This window comes from Rudaea sp. 3F27F6, assembly GCF_005503555.1.
In the GTDB taxonomy this organism is placed as follows: Bacteria; Pseudomonadota; Gammaproteobacteria; order Xanthomonadales; family Rhodanobacteraceae; genus Rudaea.
In genome coordinates this window covers 133,371-152,871 of record NZ_SCNG01000002.1, presented here as the reverse complement: position 1 = coordinate 152,871, position 19,501 = coordinate 133,371, and the positions used below count along the sequence as shown (strand labels likewise).

Sequence of the window (19,501 nt, the reverse complement as noted above, 5' to 3'; positions counted from 1 at the left end):
ATCCTCCGAGACTTGCTCGCTTGGCGAAGACGAGACGATCACCATCGGACAAAACGATCACGTCATCGAAATGCAATTTGCGCCTACGGCTTTTCGAGGTTCCAGCAGACTTACAGATATCTCATACTAGCGGCGCGCAGCGCAGTCGGTTCTGGACTTTCCCAGGCTGTACATAGATTCTCGAAGGCAGGGATTGCTCGCTTCTTGCACCGTCACGGCAACGATACTCGGGAGATGCGAATGAATAGCTCGGTGAAACCCAACGCAGGAGGCTGGTTCGCCTCTCTATACGCGGTCGTCCTGATCCTTATCGGTCTGATCTTGTTCGCCGGCGGAGCGATGCTCGTCGGTTTGGGCGGCTCGTGGTACTACCTGATCGCCGGTGCCTTGCTCGTCGTCTCGGGCGTGCTGATTTATCGGCGCAGTTTCGCCGGCATCTGGCTGTTTGCGCTCGGCTTCGTCGGCACGCTGATCTGGGCCTATTGGGAAGTCGGCGCGCGGTTTTGGCCGCTGGTGCCGCGGCTCTCGCCGTGGATCGTGCTGGCCTTGGTCGCCGCGCTGATCGCTCCGGCGTTTCGCCGCTCGGCAAGTACGGTGGGTTGGCTCGCAGCGCTCGTGCTGGCCGTGGTCGGCGTAGTCGGTTTTACCCAGATGTTTTCCGAACACGATGTGATCGAAGGCACGCGGCCGCTCGCGCAGGTACCCGCTGCCGATGCACAGGCTCAGCGCAACGAACGCTGGCAATACTTCGGCCGCACGCTCGACGGCCGCCGCTTCGCGCCGTTCGCCCAGATCAACAAGCAGAACGTCGACAAGCTGCAGATCGCCTGGACCTTCCGCACCGGCGACATCGCCGGCAAAGGCGCCGAAGACCAGAGCACGCCGACACAGATCGGCGACAGCGTGTATATCTGCACGCCGTACGACAAGGTGTTCGCTCTCGACGCCGAAACCGGCAAGGAGCGCTGGCGCTTCGACTCGAAAGCGCCCGACAGCAAGCTGTGGAATCGCTGCCGCGGCGTCGCCTATTACGACGCCAAGGCGTTCGCACAGACTCATCCCGACGAAGAAAAAACCCAGGCCGCGGCGAATGCCGCGTCGTGCGCGCAGCGCCTGTTTCTCGGCACCACCGATGCGCGCTTGATCGCGCTCGACAGCGCGACCGGCCAGCCCTGTCCGGGCTTCGGCGACAACGGTACGGTGGATTTGAAAGTCGGCATGGGACTCGTGCAGCCGTTCTATTACATGACGACGTCCGAGAACACGGTCATCGGCAATCGCATCCTGGTCGGCGGCTGGGTACAGGACGGCGCCTCGGTCGACGAGCCTTCCGGCGTGGTCCGTGCGTTCAGTGCGGACACGGGCGAACTGCTGTGGGCTTGGGACCCCGACAACCCGAACATCACCTTGCTGCCGCCGCCCGGCGAAACGTATTCGCGAACCACGCCGAACATGTGGTCGACGCCGTCGTACGACGAAAAACTCGACTGGGCGTTCCTGCCGATGGGCGGACAGACGCCGGACTTCTTCGGCGGCTTCCGCCGTCCGCTGAGCGACGAGTTCGGTTCGAGCGTGGTCGCCATCGACATGAAAACCGGCAAGGTGCAATGGCATTTCCAGACCACGCACCACGATCTGTGGGACTACGACGTGCCCTCGCAGCCGGCGCTCGTCGACATGCCCGACGAAAGCGGCAAGATGGTTCCGGCCGTCGTGCAGTTGACCAAGCGCGGGCAGATTTTTGCGCTCAACCGCGAGACCGGAAGGCCCATTGCCGAAGTCGTCGAAAAGCCCGTGCCCACCGATGTGGTCAAGGGCGATCGTGTTTCCAAGACGCAGCCTTACTCGGTCGGTATGCCGCAGGTCGGCAACGAGCCGTTGAGCGAAAAGGAAATGTGGGGCGCAACTTTCTTCGATCAGTTGTGGTGCCGCATCGAGTTCAAGCGCATGCGCTACGACGGCGAGTTCACGCTCGCCAGCGAAGACCACGTCAATCTGCAGTACCCCGGCAACTACGGCGGCTTCAATTGGGGCAGCGCCGCGGTCGATCAGGAAAACGACATTCTCTACGCCGGCAGCATGCGCATGCCGTTGTGGGGCCAGTACATTCCGCGCTCCGTGGCCGACGATCCCAATGCGCCGGGCGGCCACGACGGACTGCATGTCCAGGCCGGAACGCCGTACGGCTACCGCAAAGGCATGTTTATGTCGCCGCTTGGCGTGCCGTGTCACGCGCCGCCCTACGGTCAACTGACCGCAGTGGATTTGAAGAACAAGAAAATACTCTGGCAGAAGCCGATGGGCACCGTGGCCGACACCGTGCTGCCGTTCGGCTTCAAAGCGAAACTGCCATTTGCGATCGGCATGCCCGTCATGGGCGGACCTGCGGCCACGGCATCGGGCTTGGTGTTCTTTGCCGGAACCTACGACTACTACCTGCGCGCGATGGACAGCGCGACCGGCAAGGAGCTGTGGAAAGGGCGGCTGCCCGTCGGCGCGCAAGCGACGCCGATGACTTACGTATCGCCGCAATCGGGACGCCAGTTCGTGCTCATCGCCGCCGGCGGCGCACGCCAATCGCCCGACCGCGGCGATTACATCGTGGCGTTTGCGCTTCCTGAGGGAACGGCTCATTGAGCGAAACTGATTTTTCGCAGTAAGCGGAACCGAGTTGCGTGCAGCGTTCTCAAAAGGGGACTGACGCATCTTGCCTGCGTTGAGGAGATCTCGACAGGCCAGAGCGCGGCTTTAGGTGCTGCGTGGCTGACGTTTGTGCAAGGTGTCGGTGCTAGACAAGTTCCGCCGCGTGCCGTTTGCGATATTCCGCGGGCGTGATGCCGACGACGCGCATAAATGCTCGACGCATCGTGTCGACGCCCGAGAAGCCGCATTGCGCGGCCACGCGCTTCGGGGCCTGATGTCCTTCTTCGAGCAAGAGGCGTGCTGCGGAAACCCTTGCCGCTTCGACCCAACTGGCGGCGGTGACTCCGACCTCCTGTTGAAACAGGCGCGACAGATGGCGCGTGCTGACGCCGATGCGAGCTGCGAGTCGCGGCAGATCGTGCGGCTTCGCCGGATGCGCTGCGACCCATCGCTGCAGTTCCTGCAGTGCCGAGCGATTCGCGGCTGCGGGCGCGTCGCTGCGCTTGAACTGCGCCTGGCCGCCGGGTCGCTTGAAGAACATCACGAGTTGGGCGGCGACTTTGAGCGCGATCTCGCGGCCGAGATCTTCTTCGACCAGGGCGAGCGCGAGATCCATTCCGGCGGTGACACCCGCGGCGGTGCGTAATTTGCCGTCGCGCACGTGGATTGCATCGACATCGACGATGACTTTGGGGAAGCGCGCGGTCAGCGCATCGGCGACGGCCCAATGAGTCGTGATGCGGCGTCCATCGAGCAGGCCGGCGTCGGCCAATAAAAACGCGCCGCTGCATACGGAGCCGAAACGCCGCGCCGATGGTAGCGTGCGGCGAATCCAGTCGAGCAGAGGCGGTTCGGCGGAAGCGTCGCCCGCATGCGGCGCGCCGGCGACGAGCAGGGTATGGAATTTGGGCAGACGCACGCCCTTCGGATCGTCTTCGATGACGATGTCGGGCAGCAGCCGCGCACCCGACGACGCGCGCAGCGGTCCGCGGCGGTGGGCTATCACCTTCAACTGGTACATCTCGGCACCGGCTTGCGCATTGGCCTCGGCAAAGACGTCGAGCGGGCCCGATACGTCGAGCAACTGCGCGCCTTCGATGGCCAGCAGGCCGATATATCGCGACGTAGGCATGGCGAAGTCCGGAATATCCTCGTTTGGCTCAATTTATCGTATTGCGACGATTGAGGACATGCTACGCCGGCTCCTAGACTTGCTGCAACTTTCACCGAGCAGGAGTCGATCATGCACTTCACCGTAGGCGATATCGCCGTTCCCGACAGCCAGCTGGCGCGCGAAATTACCGAGCTAATCCGCGACACCGAATCGCCGCTGCTGTTTCATCATTCGAGCCGCGTTTACTACTGGGCTGCGCTCGCGGGCCGGCATCGCGGGCTCGAATACGACCGCGAGCTGCTTTATGCGGGCGCCATGTTCCACGACATGGGACTGACGCATGCGCATGGCAGCGGCGAAAAGCGCTTTGAAGTCGATGGCGCGAATGCGGCCGCGGAGTTTCTGCGCAGCCGCGGCATCGGCGAACGCGAAGTGGAAAAGGTCTGGACCGCGATCGCATTGCATACGACGCCGGGCATTCCCGAATTCATGGCAGCCGAAATTGCGCTCGTGACCGTGGGCGTCGAAATGGACGTGCTCGGCATCCGCTACGCGACGTTTGCCGATGCCGATCGCGAGGCGGTAGTGCAGGCCCATCCGCGCAGCGCGAGATTCAAGGAAGACATCATCGAGGCGTTCTACGACGGGATCAAACACAAACCCGAAACCACGTTCGGCAACGTCAAGGCCGATGTCATTGCCGACAAGGAGCCGCATTTCCACCGCGGAAATTTCTGCAGCGTTATTCGCGAGTCGGCATGGAGAAGTTGAGCGACGGACCGCCGCGTTGGTTGCGGTCTTCCAAGGAAATAAGCGGCGCCGTTTTCGGTGCCGGCCGCAATACAGCAACTCCGCGGCTTGACCGCGCATTGCGAGGCAGAGAATCTGCCGGCTGATGCGGGCGGCCTCGGCGGACTGCCCGGGCTGCCGCGCGGTTGCCCCGCTACGGTGCGACGAAAAATCGCGCCCGGGCAATGATATTCAAGGGCGAATTGCCGGCCGGTGCCTCGTCGGCGAACGCCAGGTCTTCGAGAGAATTTCCCCGGCGTGTAGCGTGACTAATATCGAGTATTGCGAAGTAATACTCAGATTGCGGGCCGCTTAGATGAATGGCGGTCTGAATTTTCTAGGCTCTATTTATTAAGCGTCGTTATTTTATCGAGGAGGCTGGGTAAAAAGTTTGTTTTCGTGATCGGTCGCGCACAATCGGATAATTCGTGGAGTTATTCTCGGCCAACGGTCCTTTCTTTAAACAGGGGGAGGCTTATGAAACGAGTTACGTTTTCGGCGCGCACCGCGGCGATCTGCGCCGCGCTTGCGCTCACCGGAGGTGCCTATGCCGGCACCGACACCACGACGTTCAACGTCACCATCACGCTGACCAGCACGTGCGACATCCATACCGGCCCGACGACCAATATGGCCTTCGGCAGTGTGGCGTCGACGGCGACCAACGTGCCCGCGACGAGCACGCTGACGGTCAATTGCACCAGCCTGACGCCGTACACGATCGCGCTCGACAACGGCCTGCACGGCGGCGCGGGTCCGGTGCGCGCGATGCAGGGCGGCAGCGGCACGGTCGGCTACCAGCTCTATCAGGACTCGGCGCACAGCCAGGTCTGGGGCAGCACCACGGGCGCCGGCGGCAACGTCTACTCGGGAGCCGGAACGGGTGCTGCGCAGCCGCTGACCGTGTACGGCCTGGTCGCCAGCGCGAATTCGCCGGCCGGTAACTACACCGACACCATCACCGCAACGGTCTCCTATTAAGACCGCCGTGATCGATCCAGGAAAATCCCTGGGCGCACACGGTCTTCGCGGAGTGTTCATCGCGCTGCTGCTTCAGTGCGGCAGCGCCGTGGCAACCGGATTGCAGGTGACGCCGACGTCGCTGACCGTGACGGCGGATCGCAGCGCGGTCGGCGTGTGGTTGTCGAACACGGGCGAGCAGCCGCTGCACGCGCAAGTCCGCGTCTACCACTGGTCGCAGCAGCGCGGCGTGGACGAGTTGACGCCGTCCGAGGAGTTGATCGTCAGTCCGCCGATCATCGAGCTGGCCGTCGGTGCGCGCCAGTTCGTGCGCGTGATCCGTTCCGGTGCGGCGCCGCAGGGCCGTGAAGACGCCTTCCGCATCCTGGTCGATGAACTGCCGATCGACGAGCCGACGCCCTCGCCGCAAAAACCTGCGGTTGCAGGAGACGCCAGCGCGGTGCGCTTCGTGCTGCGCTATTCCGTGCCGGTTTTTCTTACGCCGCCCAATGCGGACCCTACGGCGGTGCAGCTCGACGGCAAGGTCGACGATGCGGTGTCGCCGCCGCGCTTGGTCGTGAGCAACCGCGGCTACGTGCACGCGCAGCTCGGCAATCTGGTGCTGGTCTCCGCACGCGGCGAGCGCCGCGAACTTTCGCCCGGCCTCGTCGGCTATGTGCTCGCCGGACAAACGATGCATTGGGAATTGCGCACGGACGCCGCGACCTTGGCCGGCGCGGAACTGCAATCGAGGATCAACGGTGAGCCGCGCGAGCGCAAGGTGGCGTCGCTGGGCGCGGGCAGGCCGTAGTCTGGCCCTGCTGTTCGCCGTGGCTGCGCGCGTCGCGGCGGGCGAGGGCGACGATGCCGTGCTGACCGAAGGCAAAGACTGGGTGCGCGGCACCAGCGTCTACCTCGAAGTGACGGTGAACGCCGCGGCGACCGGGCGCATCGCGCATTTCGACGAACGCGGCGGCGAGCTTTACGTGCGCGCGGCGACATTGCGCCGCCTCGGTATTTTGCCGCCGCAGCAGAGCGGCGATCCGCTGCGGCTCGCGGCGCTGCCCGGCGCCAGCGTGAACTACGACAAGCTGGCGCAGCGGCTCGCGTTGATCGTGCCGGTGGGCATGCTTGCCGCGCCGACGACGCGATTGAGCACGCAGGACATGCAACCCGCGCCGGTGGCGCCGGCCGCGCCCGGCATGCTGGTCGACTACGACATCTACGCGGCGCGCGGCGACGGCATCGGCAACCTCGCCGCGAATCTGCAGGCGCGCGTGTTCGGCATCGGCGCGGGCGTGCTCGACGACAGCCAGATCCTGCGCTACGTCGAACGTCCCGGCGAAGGCTGGTCGGCGAGCTCGGTGCGTCTCGACACGCGCTGGCAGTTCGCCTTTCCTGACAGCATGCTGCGCTTGAACTTCGGCGATGCGATCACGCAGGCGTTGCCGTGGACGCGCGCCACGCGTTTCGGCGGCATCGCCATCGGCACCGATTTTTCCCTGCAGCCGTATCGCGTGACCACGCCGCTCGCGCAGTTTCTCGGCGAGGCGACGCTGCCGTCGGCGGTCGACCTGTACATCAACGGCGTCAAGCAATACAGCGGCAATGTGCCCGCGGGGCCGTTCCAACTCAACACCGTGCCGACCATCAACGGTGCCGGCAGTGCGCAGGTCGTGCTCACCGACGCGTTAGGCCGCAGCAGCGTGATCAATCTGTCGCTCTACGCGACGAACCGTTTGCTCCAGGCCGGACTTGCGGACTGGTCGGTGGAATTGGGCCCGGTGCGCGAACGCTACGGCGTCGCTTCGTTCGACTACGCCTCGCGCCCGATGGCGAGCGCAACCTGGCGCTACGGTGTGAGCAATGCGTTTACCGTGGAAACGCACGCCGAAGCCATCGAAGGCCTGAGCAATGCCGGCGTCGGTGGCAACTGGCTGCTCGGCACGCGCGGCGGCGTGCTCTCGCTCGCCTATGCGCGCAGCGACGGACACGGCGACGGCGGTGCGCTGCGCAGTTGGAGCTATGCGTGGGCCGGAAGCTGGTTCAACGCCTCGCTCACGTCGATGCGCACTTCGGGCGATTATCGCGACGTGGCTTCGTTCTATGGGCCGCCGCCTGCGCGGATCGTCGACACGGCGTTCGCCGGCATCACCGTACCCGCGGTCGGCAATCTCGGCGTCAATTTCCTGCGCCAGCAGTATCCGGGGCAGCCGCTCACGCGCTACGCCGGACTGTTCTGGTCGCAAACGTTCAGCGGGCGCTGGGCGGCGAACGTGAGCGTCAATCGCGATCTCGGCAAGACCAAGGCCAATGCGATTTTTGCGAGCGTGACCTACACGCCGGCCGACCGGCTCAGTTTCACCGCAGCTGTGCAGCGCGACGGCGGCCAGACGTCGAGCGTGCTCGAAGCGGGGCGCAGCTTGCCCGGAGACGGCGGCTTCGGCTGGCGCGTCGACGTGCGCCAGGGCGACGGTCAGAACGGCGGCGCGGCCGAGGCCGACTGGCTCGGCGACCACGGCAGGATACGCACCGGCATCTCGGCGTTCGGCGACAGCCGCTACGCTTACGTCGAGGCGATCGGCTCGGCGGTGTTTATCGGCGGGCACGGCTTCCTTGCGCGCGAGGTCGACGATGCGTTCGCGCTCGTATCGACGGGCGGCATCGGCAACGTGCCGGTGACGCTGGAAAACCGCACGATCGGCCAGACCGGCGCGGACGGTCTGCTCCTGGTCACGCCGCTGAATGCCTACCAGCGCAATCAGATCGGCATCGATCCGCTCGGCCTGCCGGCCGGCATCCAGGTCGACCAGGTCGCGATGGTCGCCACGCCGCGCGATCGTGCCGGCGCCGTGGTCGAGTTCGGCCTGCGCCGCATGCGTGCGGCGCTGCTGATCCTGCACGATGCGCAGCAGCGGCCGATCGCGCTCGGCAGCCGTGCGCGGCTCGAAGGCGCAGCCGCGGAGACGCCGGTTGGATTCGACGGCGAGGTTTATCTGGAAAATCTGCAGGACCACAACGTCGTACGCGTGCGCACCGACCAGGGTGTGTGCCGCGTCAGTTTCGATTATCCCGCCGTCGCTGCCGGCACGGTGCCGCGGCTCGGTCCGTTGGCGTGCGCGAAGGAGACACGATGAGCCGTTCGGGAAAATATCTGCGCATCGCAGCGGCGATATTGCTCGGCTTCGCTGCGCTGCTCGCCTGTCCGCCTGCGCGTGCGACGACGGTGTGCAGCGCGACGATGACCAATCTTGCATTCGGTGCCGTCGTGCCGAACGGCGCTGCGGTACAGGCCACGGCGACATTGAACTACAGTTGCACGTACACGGGACTGCTGAGCGCCTTGTTCGGTGACTATATCCGCCTTTGCTTCAGCATCGGCACCGGCTCCGCGGGCACCGGCTATTCGCCGCGCACGATGACCGACGCGGCCGGCGACGTGATGAATTTTCAAATGTACAGCGACAGCGGACGCAGCAATATCTGGGGCGGCACCGGCTCCAGTTACAGCGTGCCGCAGGCGACGATGAATTTCACGATCCTTGCGAGCGGCACCTCGCAGAGCGGTTCGCTGACGGTCTACGGCTTGGTCCCGGCCGCGCAGGCCGCGCTCGGTGCGGGTACCTACCAAAGCCAGTTCAATGCGGCGAACACCCAGCTCACTTATGCGTACAACGAAGTGTTGTTGAGCCTTGGCACGTTTCCGACGACCTGTACCAATGGCTCGACCGGCAACGGCACCGGCACGTTTCCTTTCACGGTCAGCGCGCCGGTGCAGCCGAGCTGCACGCTGACCGGCGCGAGCAACCTGGGCTTCGGCTCGGTCGCGAGCAATTTCTCTGGCAACCTCAATGTGAATTCGACGATCACGATGAATTGTATCTATCGCACCGCGTGGCAGGTCGGCCTCGACAACGGCCTGCATGCCGTGGGCACGACGCGGCGCATGATTCTCGGCACCGGCACGGTTACCTATGAACTCTACCGCGACAGCGCCCGCAGCCAGCGCTGGGGCAACACGCTCAATACCGACACGCAGACGGGAACCGGCACGGGTGCCGCCCAGTCCTTGACCGTGTACGGGCAAGTGTTGCCGCAGAGCAAGCTCGCGGCGGGCAGCTATTCCGACAAGATTACGGTCACGGTCACGTATTGAGCGGCGCCTTCCATGCCCGCGGCTGCGCGAGCATTCGCAGGCATGGAAAACGCCGGCCGCTTCATGACCGCTTGAACTTCAATGCCATCGGCTTGCCGTTCTGCGTCCAGGTGCCTTCGATCGCGCCGCGGCTCGCATCGATTTTTCCCTCGTACACACCGCCGATGCCGGTGATTTCGAAATGCAGGTTCGCGCCGTCGATCTTTACCGTGTCGATGTGCAAGCCGTAGGTGTCGTCGTCGATACTGTCGATCGTCGCCGCTGCACCGGCAGCGGCCGGCCACAGGTGCAGTCGGATGCGCAGGGCGCCATTGGGACTCGCCAGTTCACCGCGCCAGTTGCCGAACGTGCCGCTGTGATAGGAGTCGGCCGGCGAGGTCACCGCGACGGGCTCGGAATAGCGCACCGCCGAGGCGCCGCCGCCACTCCAGCCGCGGCCTTCATATTCCATCTGCCGCGCGGTCATCGCCGCCACATCGTGGCCGAAATAGCCGTCGACGATATGCAGGGCCAGATCGATGCCGGACGACAAGCCGCCCGCGGTGTAGAGCACTGCATCGCTCTGCACGTAACGGCGATCGCGCACGAGGTGCACTTGAGGAAACTGATGCTGGAAGTGCACGTAAGAGCCGTGATGCGTGGTCGCATCCTTGCCTTCGAGCAGGCCGGCCTCGGCGAGCTTGAACGCGCCGGTGCACACCGACATGACCACATCGCTTTGTCCGGCCGCCTTGCGCAGCCATTCGAGCATCTTCGCGGAACTGCCTTGCTGTGCCGGCACGACGACGATCTTCGGCGCGGGCGCGTCGTCGAAGGTGTAGTCGGGCGTCACCGTCATGCCGCCGGACGTGTGCAGCGGCTTTTTCGTGTCGGACACGACATAGGTCGTGAACACGTGCTGGTCGGCCATCGCGCTGCCGCGCGCGGGCACCATCGTGTCCTGGAACACTTCCCACGGGCCGGCGAAGTCGATCATGACCGCGCCTTCGCTGAGCACGAAGGCCACCGGGATCGATCCGCGCTCGGGCGGCACGAGTTTGCCGCGGGGTGCTTCCGCGGCGACGACGGTCTGCAGGCAGGCGAGGCCGAGCAGACCCAGGGTGAGACGATGCTTCATGGCGAATCCTCAACGTGATGGGGAGCGCAGCATCGCCGCCGCCGCACGACAAGACGATGCCGCTGCCTGCACGAATCCGCCGTCTGGCTGCAGGCGCGAGATCGCGCGGCCGGATCTGCGCTACGCTGGACTCATGGATCTTCTCGAAAATTCGCGCGCGACCTTGCGCTGGAATGCCGTCGCCTGGGCCGCGATCGCCTTGTTCGGCGCGACGCAAACCGTGCTCGTCATGCACGCCGAAGGCATGCACCACGCCTGGGGCGCGCTGTACCTCACGCTATTGCTGTCCTGGCTGCCGTGGGCCGCGGCGACGCCGTTCGTGCTCGCGCTCGGCGAACGTTTCCGCATCGAACGACCGCACGTCGCGACGATCGCCGTGCACCTCGCCGCATGCCTTGCCATCGACGTCGCCGGCGCGGCATGGATCGCCTTGCTCGAACGCCTGCTCGATCCGTGGATGACCGCGCCGGGTGGCGCACCTTTCCTTGCGCTCTGGATCGACCATCTCTCCAACAATATTTTGCAGTCTTTGTTTCTTTATGGCGCGGTGCTTGCCGCCGGTTACATCGTGCGTTCGCGGCGCCGGCTCGCGCAGCAGCAGGTTGATGCGGTGTTGATGCGCGAAGCGCTGACGCGCGCGCAGCTCGAAGCGCTACGGCGTCAGATCGAGCCGCATTTTCTGTTCAATGCGCTCAACAGCGCGGTCGTGCTGATGCGCGAGGGGCGCTCCGAAGCGGCCGTGGATACGCTCGTCGCGTTGAGCGGCGTGCTGCGCCAGTTGATCGAGAATTCGCCGCGGCAGGAAGTGGCGCTCGGCGAAGAACTGCAATTCCTTGCGCAGTATCTCGCCATCCAGAAGACGCGCTTTGCCGACCGCCTCCAGGTCGAGATCGACGTGCCCGACGCGCTGCTCGACGCACGCGTGCCGTGTCTGGTGTTGCAGCCGTTGATCGAAAACGCGATCCGCCACGGCATCGCCGCGCGCGCCGGCGCGGGATGCGTGCGTCTGACGGCGAGCTGTGCGGACACTCATCTGCATCTCAGCGTCTACAACGACGGACCGGCGCTCGCGCAGGCGACGGCGCCGCAGGGCGTCGGCATCGCCAACGTGCGCACGCGCTTGCAGCATCTCTACGGCGATGCGTTCGCGTTCGATCTGCGCGACGCGCCGCCGCGCGGCGTCGAAGCCGCCCTTTCGCTGCCGTACCGCACATGAGACCGATCCGCACGCTGATCGTCGACGACGAGCCGCTCGCGCGCGCCGACCTGTGCCGGTTCCTCGATTCGCACGCATCGATCTCGGTCGTCGGGCAATGCGCGAGCGGCATGGAAGCGCTTGCGGCGATCCGCGCCGAGCAGCCCGACCTGGTTTTCCTCGACGTGCAGATGCCCGAGTGCGACGGCTTCGAGGTGCTCGAACGGCTCGGCGGCAAGTCGCCGCCGGCGATCGTGTTCGTCACCGCGTACGACCAGTATGCCCTGCGTGCCTTCGAGGCCGGGGCGCTCGATTACCTGCTCAAACCGTTCGACGCCGCGCGCTTCGACCTCGCGCTTGCACGCGCGATCGATCGCGTCGCGGCGGCACGCGCGGCACCGTCACACGAGAATGCGCGGATCGCGGTGCGCAGCCTTGGCGAAATCGCGTTCGTGCGCGTGGCCGATATCGACTGGATCGAGGCCGCCGATTACTACGCCTGCCTGCACGTGGGAGCGGCCACGCATATCCTGCGGCGCAGCCTGTCGGAACTCGAAGAGGAATTGCTTCCCTCGGGTTTCGTGCGCGCGCATCGCTCGACGATCGTCAACCTTGCGCGCGTTGCGCGGCTGTCGGTCGGTGCCGACGGCGAACATGAAATCGAACTACATGACGGCACGCGGCTGAAACTGAGCCGCCGCTATCGACGTGCATTGCTGGAACCCTTCGAGCGGCGGTCGAACGCGCCGGCGTCGAGCTAGACGAACGGCTTTCGATCCGAAGGGCAGGCCGCTACCACAGCGGTGCCGCGAGCGATTCGACGTGAAACTGCGGAGCGGGTCCCGGTGTTCCGTTGCCGTCTTTGTTGGAAAGCACGAGACTGCTTTTGTATGCGAGCGCGGCCGGATCGATCGACACCAAGAGCGTGCCGGCCTTGCCGGCGCGGCCATCCGTGCCGTCCCAGCCATTGCGGCCGTCCGTTCCCGCAAGGCCGGACGGGAAACCCGATCCGCCTCGGCCGCCTTGCCCGCCGCGGCCGCCTTTGCCGCCGCGTCCTCCGGGTCCGCCATCGGCTTTCACCGTGAGGCTGCCGCCGTTGGGATCGACGAGAAACCATTTTTCCTGATGATCGCCGGCCACGCGCACTTGCAGAAGCTGCGGCGAATCCGCATCGAGCCGAACCCAAATCTGCACGGCCTCGCCGGGTTGTCCGGGCTGGCCGTTGTCGCCGTCCTTGCCGGCGTCGCCGTCGCCGCCGCGACCGCCCGCGCCGGGCCCGGCGGACGGATTCGACGGATCGATCGAGCCGTCGGAGCCCGCGCTGCCGTCGGTCCCGTTCATGCCGTCCATTCCGTCGGTGCCGGCTTTGCCGGAAAAATCCGCCACGAAAGCGACGTCGTAGCGGACCAGCACGTCGAGATCGGCGACGACGTTAGGATGGCCGACCACTCCGATATGGATGTGCGGCAACTGTCCGCGGCTGAGACGCGGATCGGCTGGCAGGCTCACTACGCCGTCCTCGCTCACCTGCGCAATGCGCGTGTCGAAAGTGAAGCTGTCGAACAACACTTTGCCGTGCCCGGCTCCCGTCGTCGTCAGTTGTTTGCCGTCCGAAGTAGATGCCACGATGACCAATTGGGCGGAGTGTCCCGGCGCCAGTCCCGACGCGTCGCCGAGAGACGCGGAAATTTGCGTGACCGGTTCGTTCTGCAGACGTGTGCGCAAGCCGAGAAGCACGGCCGAAGACGAACAACCCGCCAACGCCGTCACGATCAGCAGCAGTAGGGCAATCGCCCGACTGCGATGGCGGCGGCTTTGCAATTCACGCAAGTAACTGACAGCGTTCGAACGAGACATGCTTAGCCATCCTGTGCGTTCGCACTCACGGTGATGTGTCGCAAGATAGCGCGAAGTCCGCCTGCTTGCGATACCACGGTCGAGGCGTTGGCGCTATCGACGGACGCATATGCGAAGTATGTGGCGTGGTCATACGACCGTCGCGAACAGGGCGTACATAATCACGCACTCGGGCCGGCGCTTGGGTCGGTCCGAGTGGACCAACCACAAACTTAGGAGAGTAGAAAATGAAATCGGCTCTTTTTCTTCTTTTGCTTCTCGTATCGATCAATATCCACGCTCAAACGTCGGGCGAGCAGGCCGCATGCGCGACGGCGAAGGGCACCTACATGACCGGAACGGTCGTGAGTGATCCGACTTTCGCATACGGCTCCTACCGGCAAGGCGTCGAACTGTCGCATACCCATATCCAAGTGCAGTCCGACAGCGACGGCTACGACTACGACATCGCGATCGACAACGTTTACGCCGACGGTTATGACCAGGCCGGCGATTCCGTGCCCGATCCTCTCACCACCCTCGTCTCGGGCACGCGGGTCGAACTGTGCGGACTGCCGTTCCCGGGCGGCATGCATTGGGTTCACTCCAACTGCGGTGCACGCCCGACGCCGAGCGACCCCAACGGCTGGGTGAAGGTGCTGGACAGCCTCGGCAATGCCGGTCCGAATCTGGAAGAAAACCAGGAATACTGCTACCTGTGGAACTGAGCATGGACGGCGGTGCATTGCCTGCATAGCGATATCGCAGTCGGCAGAAACGGTGTGCACCGTTTCTGCCGCATCGCTGCGAAAATTTCCACCGGCGTAGCGCCGATTGCCCGCTGTTTCAATGCGGAGCCTGAGCATGCGTGTGACGCTCGATGAGTTGCCGTATATAAGCGGCGAGCTCCGGCCGGTCGGCGATCAGGTCCATGATGTCGAGCGATGCGAAGACGCCGTTGCCGCCGTTGATGAATAGGATCACGGCGTCTCCCGGATTGTCGGGCGAGAAATACACCATCGCGTTCTCGCCGGAATCGTTGCCGCCACCCCAGACGATCTTTTTCGTGCCGTAGTCGAATACGATCCATCCGAGGCCGAAGCCGTAGCGGTCGGGGCAGGTCAGCGACGGATCGGGAATACATTCCCATTCGGGCGCTCCGGCGAACGACGCAGACGGGCGCAATCGATCGGCCGCCAGCTCGCGCGACAAGCCCTCGTTATTGGTGACGCTGATCAGGAACTTGGCATAGTCGTCGACGCTGACGAACAGGTCGGACGCCGAACTCCACGAGCCGTGATGCCAGTCGGACTCGGTGGTCGTGTACGCTGCCTCGTAGACACCGTTGCCGTTCATCGGCGTCGTTACCCGCGTATCGATCGACGCGCGCCGGCGCATCGAAACCGAGGTCATGCCGATGGGATCGAACACCGTGCGCTTCACGATCGATTCGAAATCCGTTTGCAGTTTCTTCTCGAGGAACTTTGCCAGGATGTCGTAGGCGGCTCCCGAATAGCCGAAGCGCGTTCCCGGATCGGCGACGAACGCGAGTTTCTCGTCCTTGTACTGGTATTCCCAGTTCAGCAGCCCGGACCGATGGCTCAGGATCAGCCGCGGCGTCAATCGCCGGTAACGCGGGTCGTTGGCGAGATCGGGCTCTAGGTAATGCGCGGCGATCGATTCGTCCAGGGAGACTTTGTCTTGGGACACCAGCCGCAGCGTGGTTTCCGCCGTGATCGATTTCGCCAGCGAGGCCGTATTGAACATCGTCGTCCGCGTGGCCGGCACGCCCGGTCCCTGCTCGCCGTAATAGCCTGTCCAGGCGACTTGACCTGCGCGTATCACCGCAATGCCGACCCCGGCTATGCGCCGCGCCTTGATGATTTTCGGTACGCCGGCATCGAGCAGCGCGGCGCGCGCGAAACTTGCGTGCGCCGCCGCGATGCCGCCGTCGTGGCGCGCGTCCTTCAGCGAACAACTCTGACATATGAAAGCAATGAGAATTGCGGCGATCCATTTCATCGAAGTACCCATGTATATTTCGCGGCGACGCGATTCGTCGATGAGTGCAACGTAAGGGAAGCCTTCTCGCCCATGCAAACAGCAAATGACGAACGTCCGTTCGGCGTGACGAACGACGGAATGATGTTCCTCGCGATCGGACTTGCCGCCGCGCTGATGCTCTGGGCGGTGCTGTTCGCGGCTTATCGGCTCGATCGCGCGGATGCGCTCGCAGTGTCGTCGGCAACGGTGTTGCTGGTGATCCCGCCGCTTGTGTCCTACTACGCGTTGATGGAACTCACCAAGGCGCGGCTTCCATTCGCGTTGCAGGTCATTTGCACTTATGGCCTCGCGCTGGTTTGGCTCGCCGCTCAGCAGCGGCTGATTTACCCGGCCTTCCGCTTCGAAGTGTCGCTCGGCGAAAGCGTCGCGAATCTGGTCCTGCTGCCGGCTTTCGGCATTGCCTCATGGCTGGCGATGCGCGGTCTGCTGTATCGCAAGCAGTTGACTCGATCGCTGCAGTTGCAGGCGCAAACGGAATTGCTTTTGCTCGAAGCGCAATTGGCGCCGCATACGCTCTTCAATATGCTCAACACCGTCTACTCGGTTTTGTTGACGGATCAGGAGAAAGCGATACCGCTGTTCCTGTCCATGTCCGAAGCGCTGCGGCACGTCGTCGACCGCACGCGCAAACGCTGGGTGCCGCTGCAGGACGAATTGGATTTCATCGAACACTACGCCCTGCTCGAACGCGCGCGCAATCCGGAGCGCGTCAGTATCTCGGTCGAAGCGCGCGGCGACCTGCATGTTCCGGTGCCGCCGATGTTGCTCGCAACCTTGTTCGAGAACGCGGTCAAGCATGGACGCTTCCCCGACGGAACGCTCGATATCGAGGTTTCCATCGACATCACCGAGATGCAGATGCGGTTCGAGGTGGTGAATCGCTTCCCCTCGGGCGGGCGGATCGACAGTGGCATGGGAGTCGGGCAGACCAACGTGAGAAATCGGCTGCAGCTGCTCTATCCGGGAAAGAGCATCCTCCACGTGGATGTGAAGGACGGCGTTTACCGCGCAAGCATCGACATCACGCCATGATCCGATTCAAAGCGGCGAGCGTCGATGATGAACCGGCTGCACATGAGGCATTGCGTGCATTGCTGGCCGACGTGCCCGACATCGATCTGGCAACGACCTGCGTGTCGCCGAGGCACGCCTTGTCCGTGCTTGCCAGCGAGCCTCACGACCTGCTTTTTCTCGATGTGTCGATGCCCGAGCTGAGCGGTTTGGATTTTCTGCGGGCGCTTGCCAATCCGCCGGTCACCGTGCTTTTGACCGCGCACGTCGAGCACGCTTTGGTCGCCTTCGATCTCGGAGTGCGCGATTATCTTCTGAAGCCCGTCTCCAAGCAGCGCCTGCACCGGTGTCTCGAACACATCCGCCCGCTGCTGTCCGCGGCGAGAGCGGATTCGGCCGTGAAGGCGCCGCCGCGACTGTCCATCCGTTGCGGCAATGCGCACCGATTGATAGATATCGCGCAGACACAGAGAATCGAGGCCGCCGGCAATTTCTCTCTCGTTTATACCGAGGAAGAACGTATTTTTGCTTCCGAAGCGCTGAAGGATCTTGAGCGCCGGCTGACGCCTTTCGGCTTCGTGCGCATCCACAAATCGCATCTGGTCAATATGCGCTTCATCCGCTCGATCTTCGCGAGCGATGTCGGACTCGGAAACGATCTTCTGCTTCCGCTGGGACGGGCCTACCGCGCGGCCGTAGTGGACGCGCTGAGATAGACGGCGGCAGCGGGCGGCTTTGTGCTCTCGCTACAACGGCCGCGCAGCACGCAGCCGCTGCAGGACCGATGCGAGCAATTCAACTTCCGCGCGCGTGTTGTAGAACGCGAGCGACGCGCGCACGCTCGCTTCGACGCCGAAGCGCCGCAGGATCGGTTGCGCGCAATGATGGCCCGCGCGCACGGCGATGCCTTCTTCGTTGAGCGCCTTGCCGACTTCCTCGGGCGTGTAGCCGGAGAGCACGAACGAGAGCACGCTGGCCTTGTCTGCGGCGGTGCCGATCAGGCGCAGGCCGGACACGTTGCGCAGCAGCCCGGTCGCGTAGTCGAGCAGCTCGTGCTCGTAAGCCGCGATGTTCTCGATGCCGAGGCGTTCGACGTAGTCGATCGCCGCGCCAAGCCCCGCGGCATCGGCGATATTGCCAGTGCCGGCCTCGAAGCGTGCGGGCGGTCCGTGGAACAGCGCACGCTCGAAGGTGACGTCGGTGATCATATTGCCGCCGCCTTGCCAGGCCGGCATGTCTTCGAGAATCGCGCGCTTGCCGTAGACGATGCCGATGCCGGTCGGTGCGAACACTTTGTGCCCGGAGAAGACGAAGAAATCCGCGTCGAGCGCCTGCACGTCGACGCGCATATGCGAGACCGACTGCGCGCCGTCGACGAGCGCCTTGGCGCCGGCGCGGTGGGCGAGTTCGACGATTTCCTTGACCGGCACGACGGTGCCGAGGGCATTCGACACCTGCGTCACCGACACGAGCTTGGTGCGCGGCGAGAGTAGGCGCTGGTATTCGCCGAGCAGCACCTGGCCGGACTCGTCGACCGGAATCACGCGTAGCTTGGCGCCGGTTTCCTGCACGAGTTGCAGCCACGGCACGATGTTGGCGTGGTGCTCCAGATGCGAGACGATGATTTCGTCGCCCGCGCCGATATTCTTTTTGCCCCAGGTCTTCGCGATCAGGTTGATCGCCTCGGTCGTGCCGCGGACGAAAATGATTTCGTCGGTCGAGCCGGCACCGATAAAGCGCGCCACCTTCTTGCGTGCATCTTCGTAAGCGTCGGTCGCGCGCGCGGCGAGTTCGTGCGCGGCGCGATGGATGTTCGAGTTTTCGTGCGCGTAAAAATAGGCGAGGCGATCGATCACCGCCTGCGGCTTGTGCGTCGTTGCGGCGTTGTCGAACCAGACCAGCGGGCGGCCGTTGGCGCGCTCGGCGAGGATCGGGAAATCGCGGCGCACGCTGTCGACGTCGAAGACCGTGCGGCGCTCCGGTTCCTGCTTCGGCACATCGGCGAACGCCGGGGCATCGAGGTCGGACAGTCCGTCGAGAAAATAGAATCCCGAGGCGTTCGCCGGCGCCGCATCGACCGCGCGGGGCTCAGCCGGAATCAGGCCGGCGAGATCGTCGAGGCCGAACGCGGAGTAGGGCGCGGGACTTGGAATGCGATCCGGCGCGGCAGCGGGCACCGCGGGTGCCTGCGCCTCGGACAAGAAGTAGAACGGCGAGCCACCTGCCGATGGCACGGACACGTCGAGCGGTGGAACCGACGCATACGTCTGCGGTACCGACTGCGCGTGACCTCCGCGGCTGCCGACGAAACCGTGCGGGCGCGTTGCCAGCAGATCGGGTACGCCATTGCCGGCCTGCGCGTCGGGAACGAGCGCGGGCGCCGCGGCGGCGATGGCTTGCGCGCTCTGCGCCGATTCCGGAGCGATGTTGCTCGGCAATTGGTGCGGCAGCGGCGTCGTCACGCCGGGCGGGTCGGGCGGCGTCGCCGCTTGATGCTGCGCGCCGTTCGGCAAGGCATTGAACAACTCACCGGCCCAGCGCGCGATTTCGAGCGCATCGGGCAGGCCGACCGGAAGCTCGGGCGACAAGGGCAGGGACGGCGTCGGCGCGGCCATT

The 19,501-nt window shown here is 64.5% G+C and carries 16 protein-coding genes; 11 read left to right on the top strand and 5 right to left on the bottom strand.

What is annotated here, in order from left to right; all coding sequences use genetic code 11:
- The first annotated feature begins 240 nt into the window (after nt 1-240).
- Nucleotides 241-2,637, top strand: a complete 2,397-nt coding sequence (locus tag FFS30_RS08570; protein ID WP_137912733.1) for a membrane-bound PQQ-dependent dehydrogenase, glucose/quinate/shikimate family — start codon at nt 241-243, stop codon at nt 2,635-2,637.
- Between the two features lie 151 nt (nt 2,638-2,788).
- Here FFS30_RS08570 and FFS30_RS08565 read toward each other — a convergent pair whose 3' ends face one another.
- Complete coding sequence (locus FFS30_RS08565; protein WP_137912732.1) at nt 2,789-3,775, bottom strand: helix-turn-helix domain-containing protein; 987 nt, start codon at nt 3,773-3,775, stop codon at nt 2,789-2,791.
- A 111-nt stretch (nt 3,776-3,886) separates the two neighbouring features.
- On the opposite strand from FFS30_RS08565, the gene FFS30_RS08560 reads away from it, so the two are divergent.
- From FFS30_RS08560 to FFS30_RS08540, 5 genes are all read left to right on the top strand, one after another.
- Nucleotides 3,887-4,528: an HD domain-containing protein gene (locus tag FFS30_RS08560; RefSeq protein ID WP_137912731.1), complete on the top strand. Its 642-nt coding sequence runs from the start codon at nt 3,887-3,889 to the stop codon at nt 4,526-4,528.
- Nucleotides 4,529-5,023: 495 nt separating this feature from the next.
- Nucleotides 5,024-5,527, top strand: coding sequence for a spore coat U domain-containing protein (locus FFS30_RS08555; protein ID WP_137912730.1), 504 nt, complete (start codon nt 5,024-5,026; stop codon nt 5,525-5,527).
- Between the two features lie 7 nt (nt 5,528-5,534).
- Entirely contained in the window at nt 5,535-6,317 is a 783-nt protein-coding gene (locus FFS30_RS08550) for a fimbria/pilus periplasmic chaperone (protein ID WP_212742441.1), read from the top strand.
- The gene (locus tag FFS30_RS08545) at nt 6,268-8,643 is read left to right on the top strand and encodes a fimbria/pilus outer membrane usher protein (protein WP_171014517.1); all 2,376 of its coding nucleotides are present in this window, start codon (nt 6,268-6,270) and stop codon (nt 8,641-8,643) included. Before FFS30_RS08550 ends, FFS30_RS08545 begins: the two co-directional genes overlap by 50 nt.
- Nucleotides 8,640-9,662 carry a spore coat U domain-containing protein gene (locus FFS30_RS08540; RefSeq protein WP_137912727.1) on the top strand — a complete coding sequence of 341 codons (1,023 nt, stop codon included), beginning with the start codon at nt 8,640-8,642 and terminating at the stop codon, nt 9,660-9,662. Before FFS30_RS08545 ends, FFS30_RS08540 begins: the two co-directional genes overlap by 4 nt.
- A gap of 61 nt (nt 9,663-9,723) precedes the next feature.
- Here the strand turns inward: FFS30_RS08540 and FFS30_RS08535 are convergent, their stop codons facing one another.
- Nucleotides 9,724-10,779, bottom strand: coding sequence for a DJ-1/PfpI family protein (locus tag FFS30_RS08535; protein WP_137912726.1), 1,056 nt, complete (start codon nt 10,777-10,779; stop codon nt 9,724-9,726).
- A 133-nt stretch (nt 10,780-10,912) separates the two neighbouring features.
- On the opposite strand from FFS30_RS08535, the gene FFS30_RS08530 reads away from it, so the two are divergent.
- Both FFS30_RS08530 and FFS30_RS08525 read left to right on the top strand, forming a co-directional pair.
- The gene (locus FFS30_RS08530; RefSeq protein WP_171014516.1) at nt 10,913-11,995 is read left to right on the top strand and encodes a histidine kinase; all 1,083 of its coding nucleotides are present in this window, start codon (nt 10,913-10,915) and stop codon (nt 11,993-11,995) included.
- On the top strand, nt 11,992-12,735 hold the full coding sequence (locus tag FFS30_RS08525; protein WP_137912724.1) for a response regulator: 744 nt from the start codon (nt 11,992-11,994) through the stop codon (nt 12,733-12,735). Before FFS30_RS08530 ends, FFS30_RS08525 begins: the two co-directional genes overlap by 4 nt.
- A 31-nt stretch (nt 12,736-12,766) precedes the next feature.
- Here the strand turns inward: FFS30_RS08525 and FFS30_RS08520 are convergent, their stop codons facing one another.
- Nucleotides 12,767-13,831 carry a hypothetical protein gene (locus tag FFS30_RS08520; RefSeq protein WP_137912723.1) on the bottom strand — a complete coding sequence of 355 codons (1,065 nt, stop codon included), beginning with the start codon at nt 13,829-13,831 and terminating at the stop codon, nt 12,767-12,769.
- Nucleotides 13,832-14,058: 227 nt separating this feature from the next.
- Here FFS30_RS08520 and FFS30_RS08515 point away from each other — a divergent pair, with 227 nt between their 5' ends.
- Complete coding sequence (locus FFS30_RS08515) at nt 14,059-14,538, top strand: hypothetical protein (protein WP_212742440.1); 480 nt, start codon at nt 14,059-14,061, stop codon at nt 14,536-14,538.
- 118 nt (nt 14,539-14,656) lie between these two features.
- Here FFS30_RS08515 and FFS30_RS08510 read toward each other — a convergent pair whose 3' ends face one another.
- Nucleotides 14,657-15,832, bottom strand: a complete 1,176-nt coding sequence (locus FFS30_RS08510) for a serine hydrolase domain-containing protein (RefSeq protein WP_171014515.1) — start codon at nt 15,830-15,832, stop codon at nt 14,657-14,659.
- Between FFS30_RS08510 and FFS30_RS08505 the strand changes: the two genes are divergently transcribed.
- Together FFS30_RS08505 and FFS30_RS08500 are read left to right on the top strand one after the other, a co-directional pair.
- Nucleotides 15,740-16,906, top strand: a complete 1,167-nt coding sequence (locus tag FFS30_RS08505; RefSeq protein ID WP_137912721.1) for a histidine kinase — start codon at nt 15,740-15,742, stop codon at nt 16,904-16,906. The two genes, FFS30_RS08510 and FFS30_RS08505, sit on opposite strands and share 93 nt — an antisense overlap.
- Complete coding sequence (locus tag FFS30_RS08500) at nt 16,903-17,601, top strand: response regulator (RefSeq protein ID WP_137912720.1); 699 nt, start codon at nt 16,903-16,905, stop codon at nt 17,599-17,601. Before FFS30_RS08505 ends, FFS30_RS08500 begins: the two co-directional genes overlap by 4 nt.
- Before the next feature lie 30 nt (nt 17,602-17,631).
- Here the strand turns inward: FFS30_RS08500 and FFS30_RS08495 are convergent, their stop codons facing one another.
- Nucleotides 17,632-19,500 carry a family 2A encapsulin nanocompartment cargo protein cysteine desulfurase gene (locus FFS30_RS08495; protein WP_137912719.1) on the bottom strand — a complete coding sequence of 623 codons (1,869 nt, stop codon included), beginning with the start codon at nt 19,498-19,500 and terminating at the stop codon, nt 17,632-17,634.
- Between the last annotated feature and the right edge of the window lies 1 nt (nt 19,501).

What these genes read in the sequence shown, in the direction of transcription:
- FFS30_RS08560 (WP_137912731.1), top strand. Translation starts at nt 3,887, where the DNA reads ATGCACTTCACCGTAGGCGATATCGCCGTTCCCGACAGCCAGCTGGCG.
- FFS30_RS08555 (WP_137912730.1), top strand. Translation starts at nt 5,024, where the DNA reads ATGAAACGAGTTACGTTTTCGGCGCGCACCGCGGCGATCTGCGCCGCG.
- FFS30_RS08535 (WP_137912726.1), bottom strand. Translation starts at nt 10,779, where the DNA reads ATGAAGCATCGTCTCACCCTGGGTCTGCTCGGCCTCGCCTGCCTGCAG.
- FFS30_RS08515 (WP_212742440.1), top strand. Translation starts at nt 14,059, where the DNA reads ATGAAATCGGCTCTTTTTCTTCTTTTGCTTCTCGTATCGATCAATATC.
- FFS30_RS08540 (WP_137912727.1), top strand. Translation starts at nt 8,640, where the DNA reads ATGAGCCGTTCGGGAAAATATCTGCGCATCGCAGCGGCGATATTGCTC.
- FFS30_RS08520 (WP_137912723.1), bottom strand. Translation starts at nt 13,831, where the DNA reads ATGTCTCGTTCGAACGCTGTCAGTTACTTGCGTGAATTGCAAAGCCGC.
- FFS30_RS08525 (WP_137912724.1), top strand. Translation starts at nt 11,992, where the DNA reads ATGAGACCGATCCGCACGCTGATCGTCGACGACGAGCCGCTCGCGCGC.
- FFS30_RS08495 (WP_137912719.1), bottom strand. Translation starts at nt 19,500, where the DNA reads ATGGCCGCGCCGACGCCGTCCCTGCCCTTGTCGCCCGAGCTTCCGGTC.
- FFS30_RS08530 (WP_171014516.1), top strand. Translation starts at nt 10,913, where the DNA reads ATGGATCTTCTCGAAAATTCGCGCGCGACCTTGCGCTGGAATGCCGTC.
- FFS30_RS08565 (WP_137912732.1), bottom strand. Translation starts at nt 3,775, where the DNA reads ATGCCTACGTCGCGATATATCGGCCTGCTGGCCATCGAAGGCGCGCAG.
- FFS30_RS08510 (WP_171014515.1), bottom strand. Translation starts at nt 15,832, where the DNA reads ATGAAATGGATCGCCGCAATTCTCATTGCTTTCATATGTCAGAGTTGT.
- FFS30_RS08570 (WP_137912733.1), top strand. Translation starts at nt 241, where the DNA reads ATGAATAGCTCGGTGAAACCCAACGCAGGAGGCTGGTTCGCCTCTCTA.
- FFS30_RS08500 (WP_137912720.1), top strand. Translation starts at nt 16,903, where the DNA reads ATGATCCGATTCAAAGCGGCGAGCGTCGATGATGAACCGGCTGCACAT.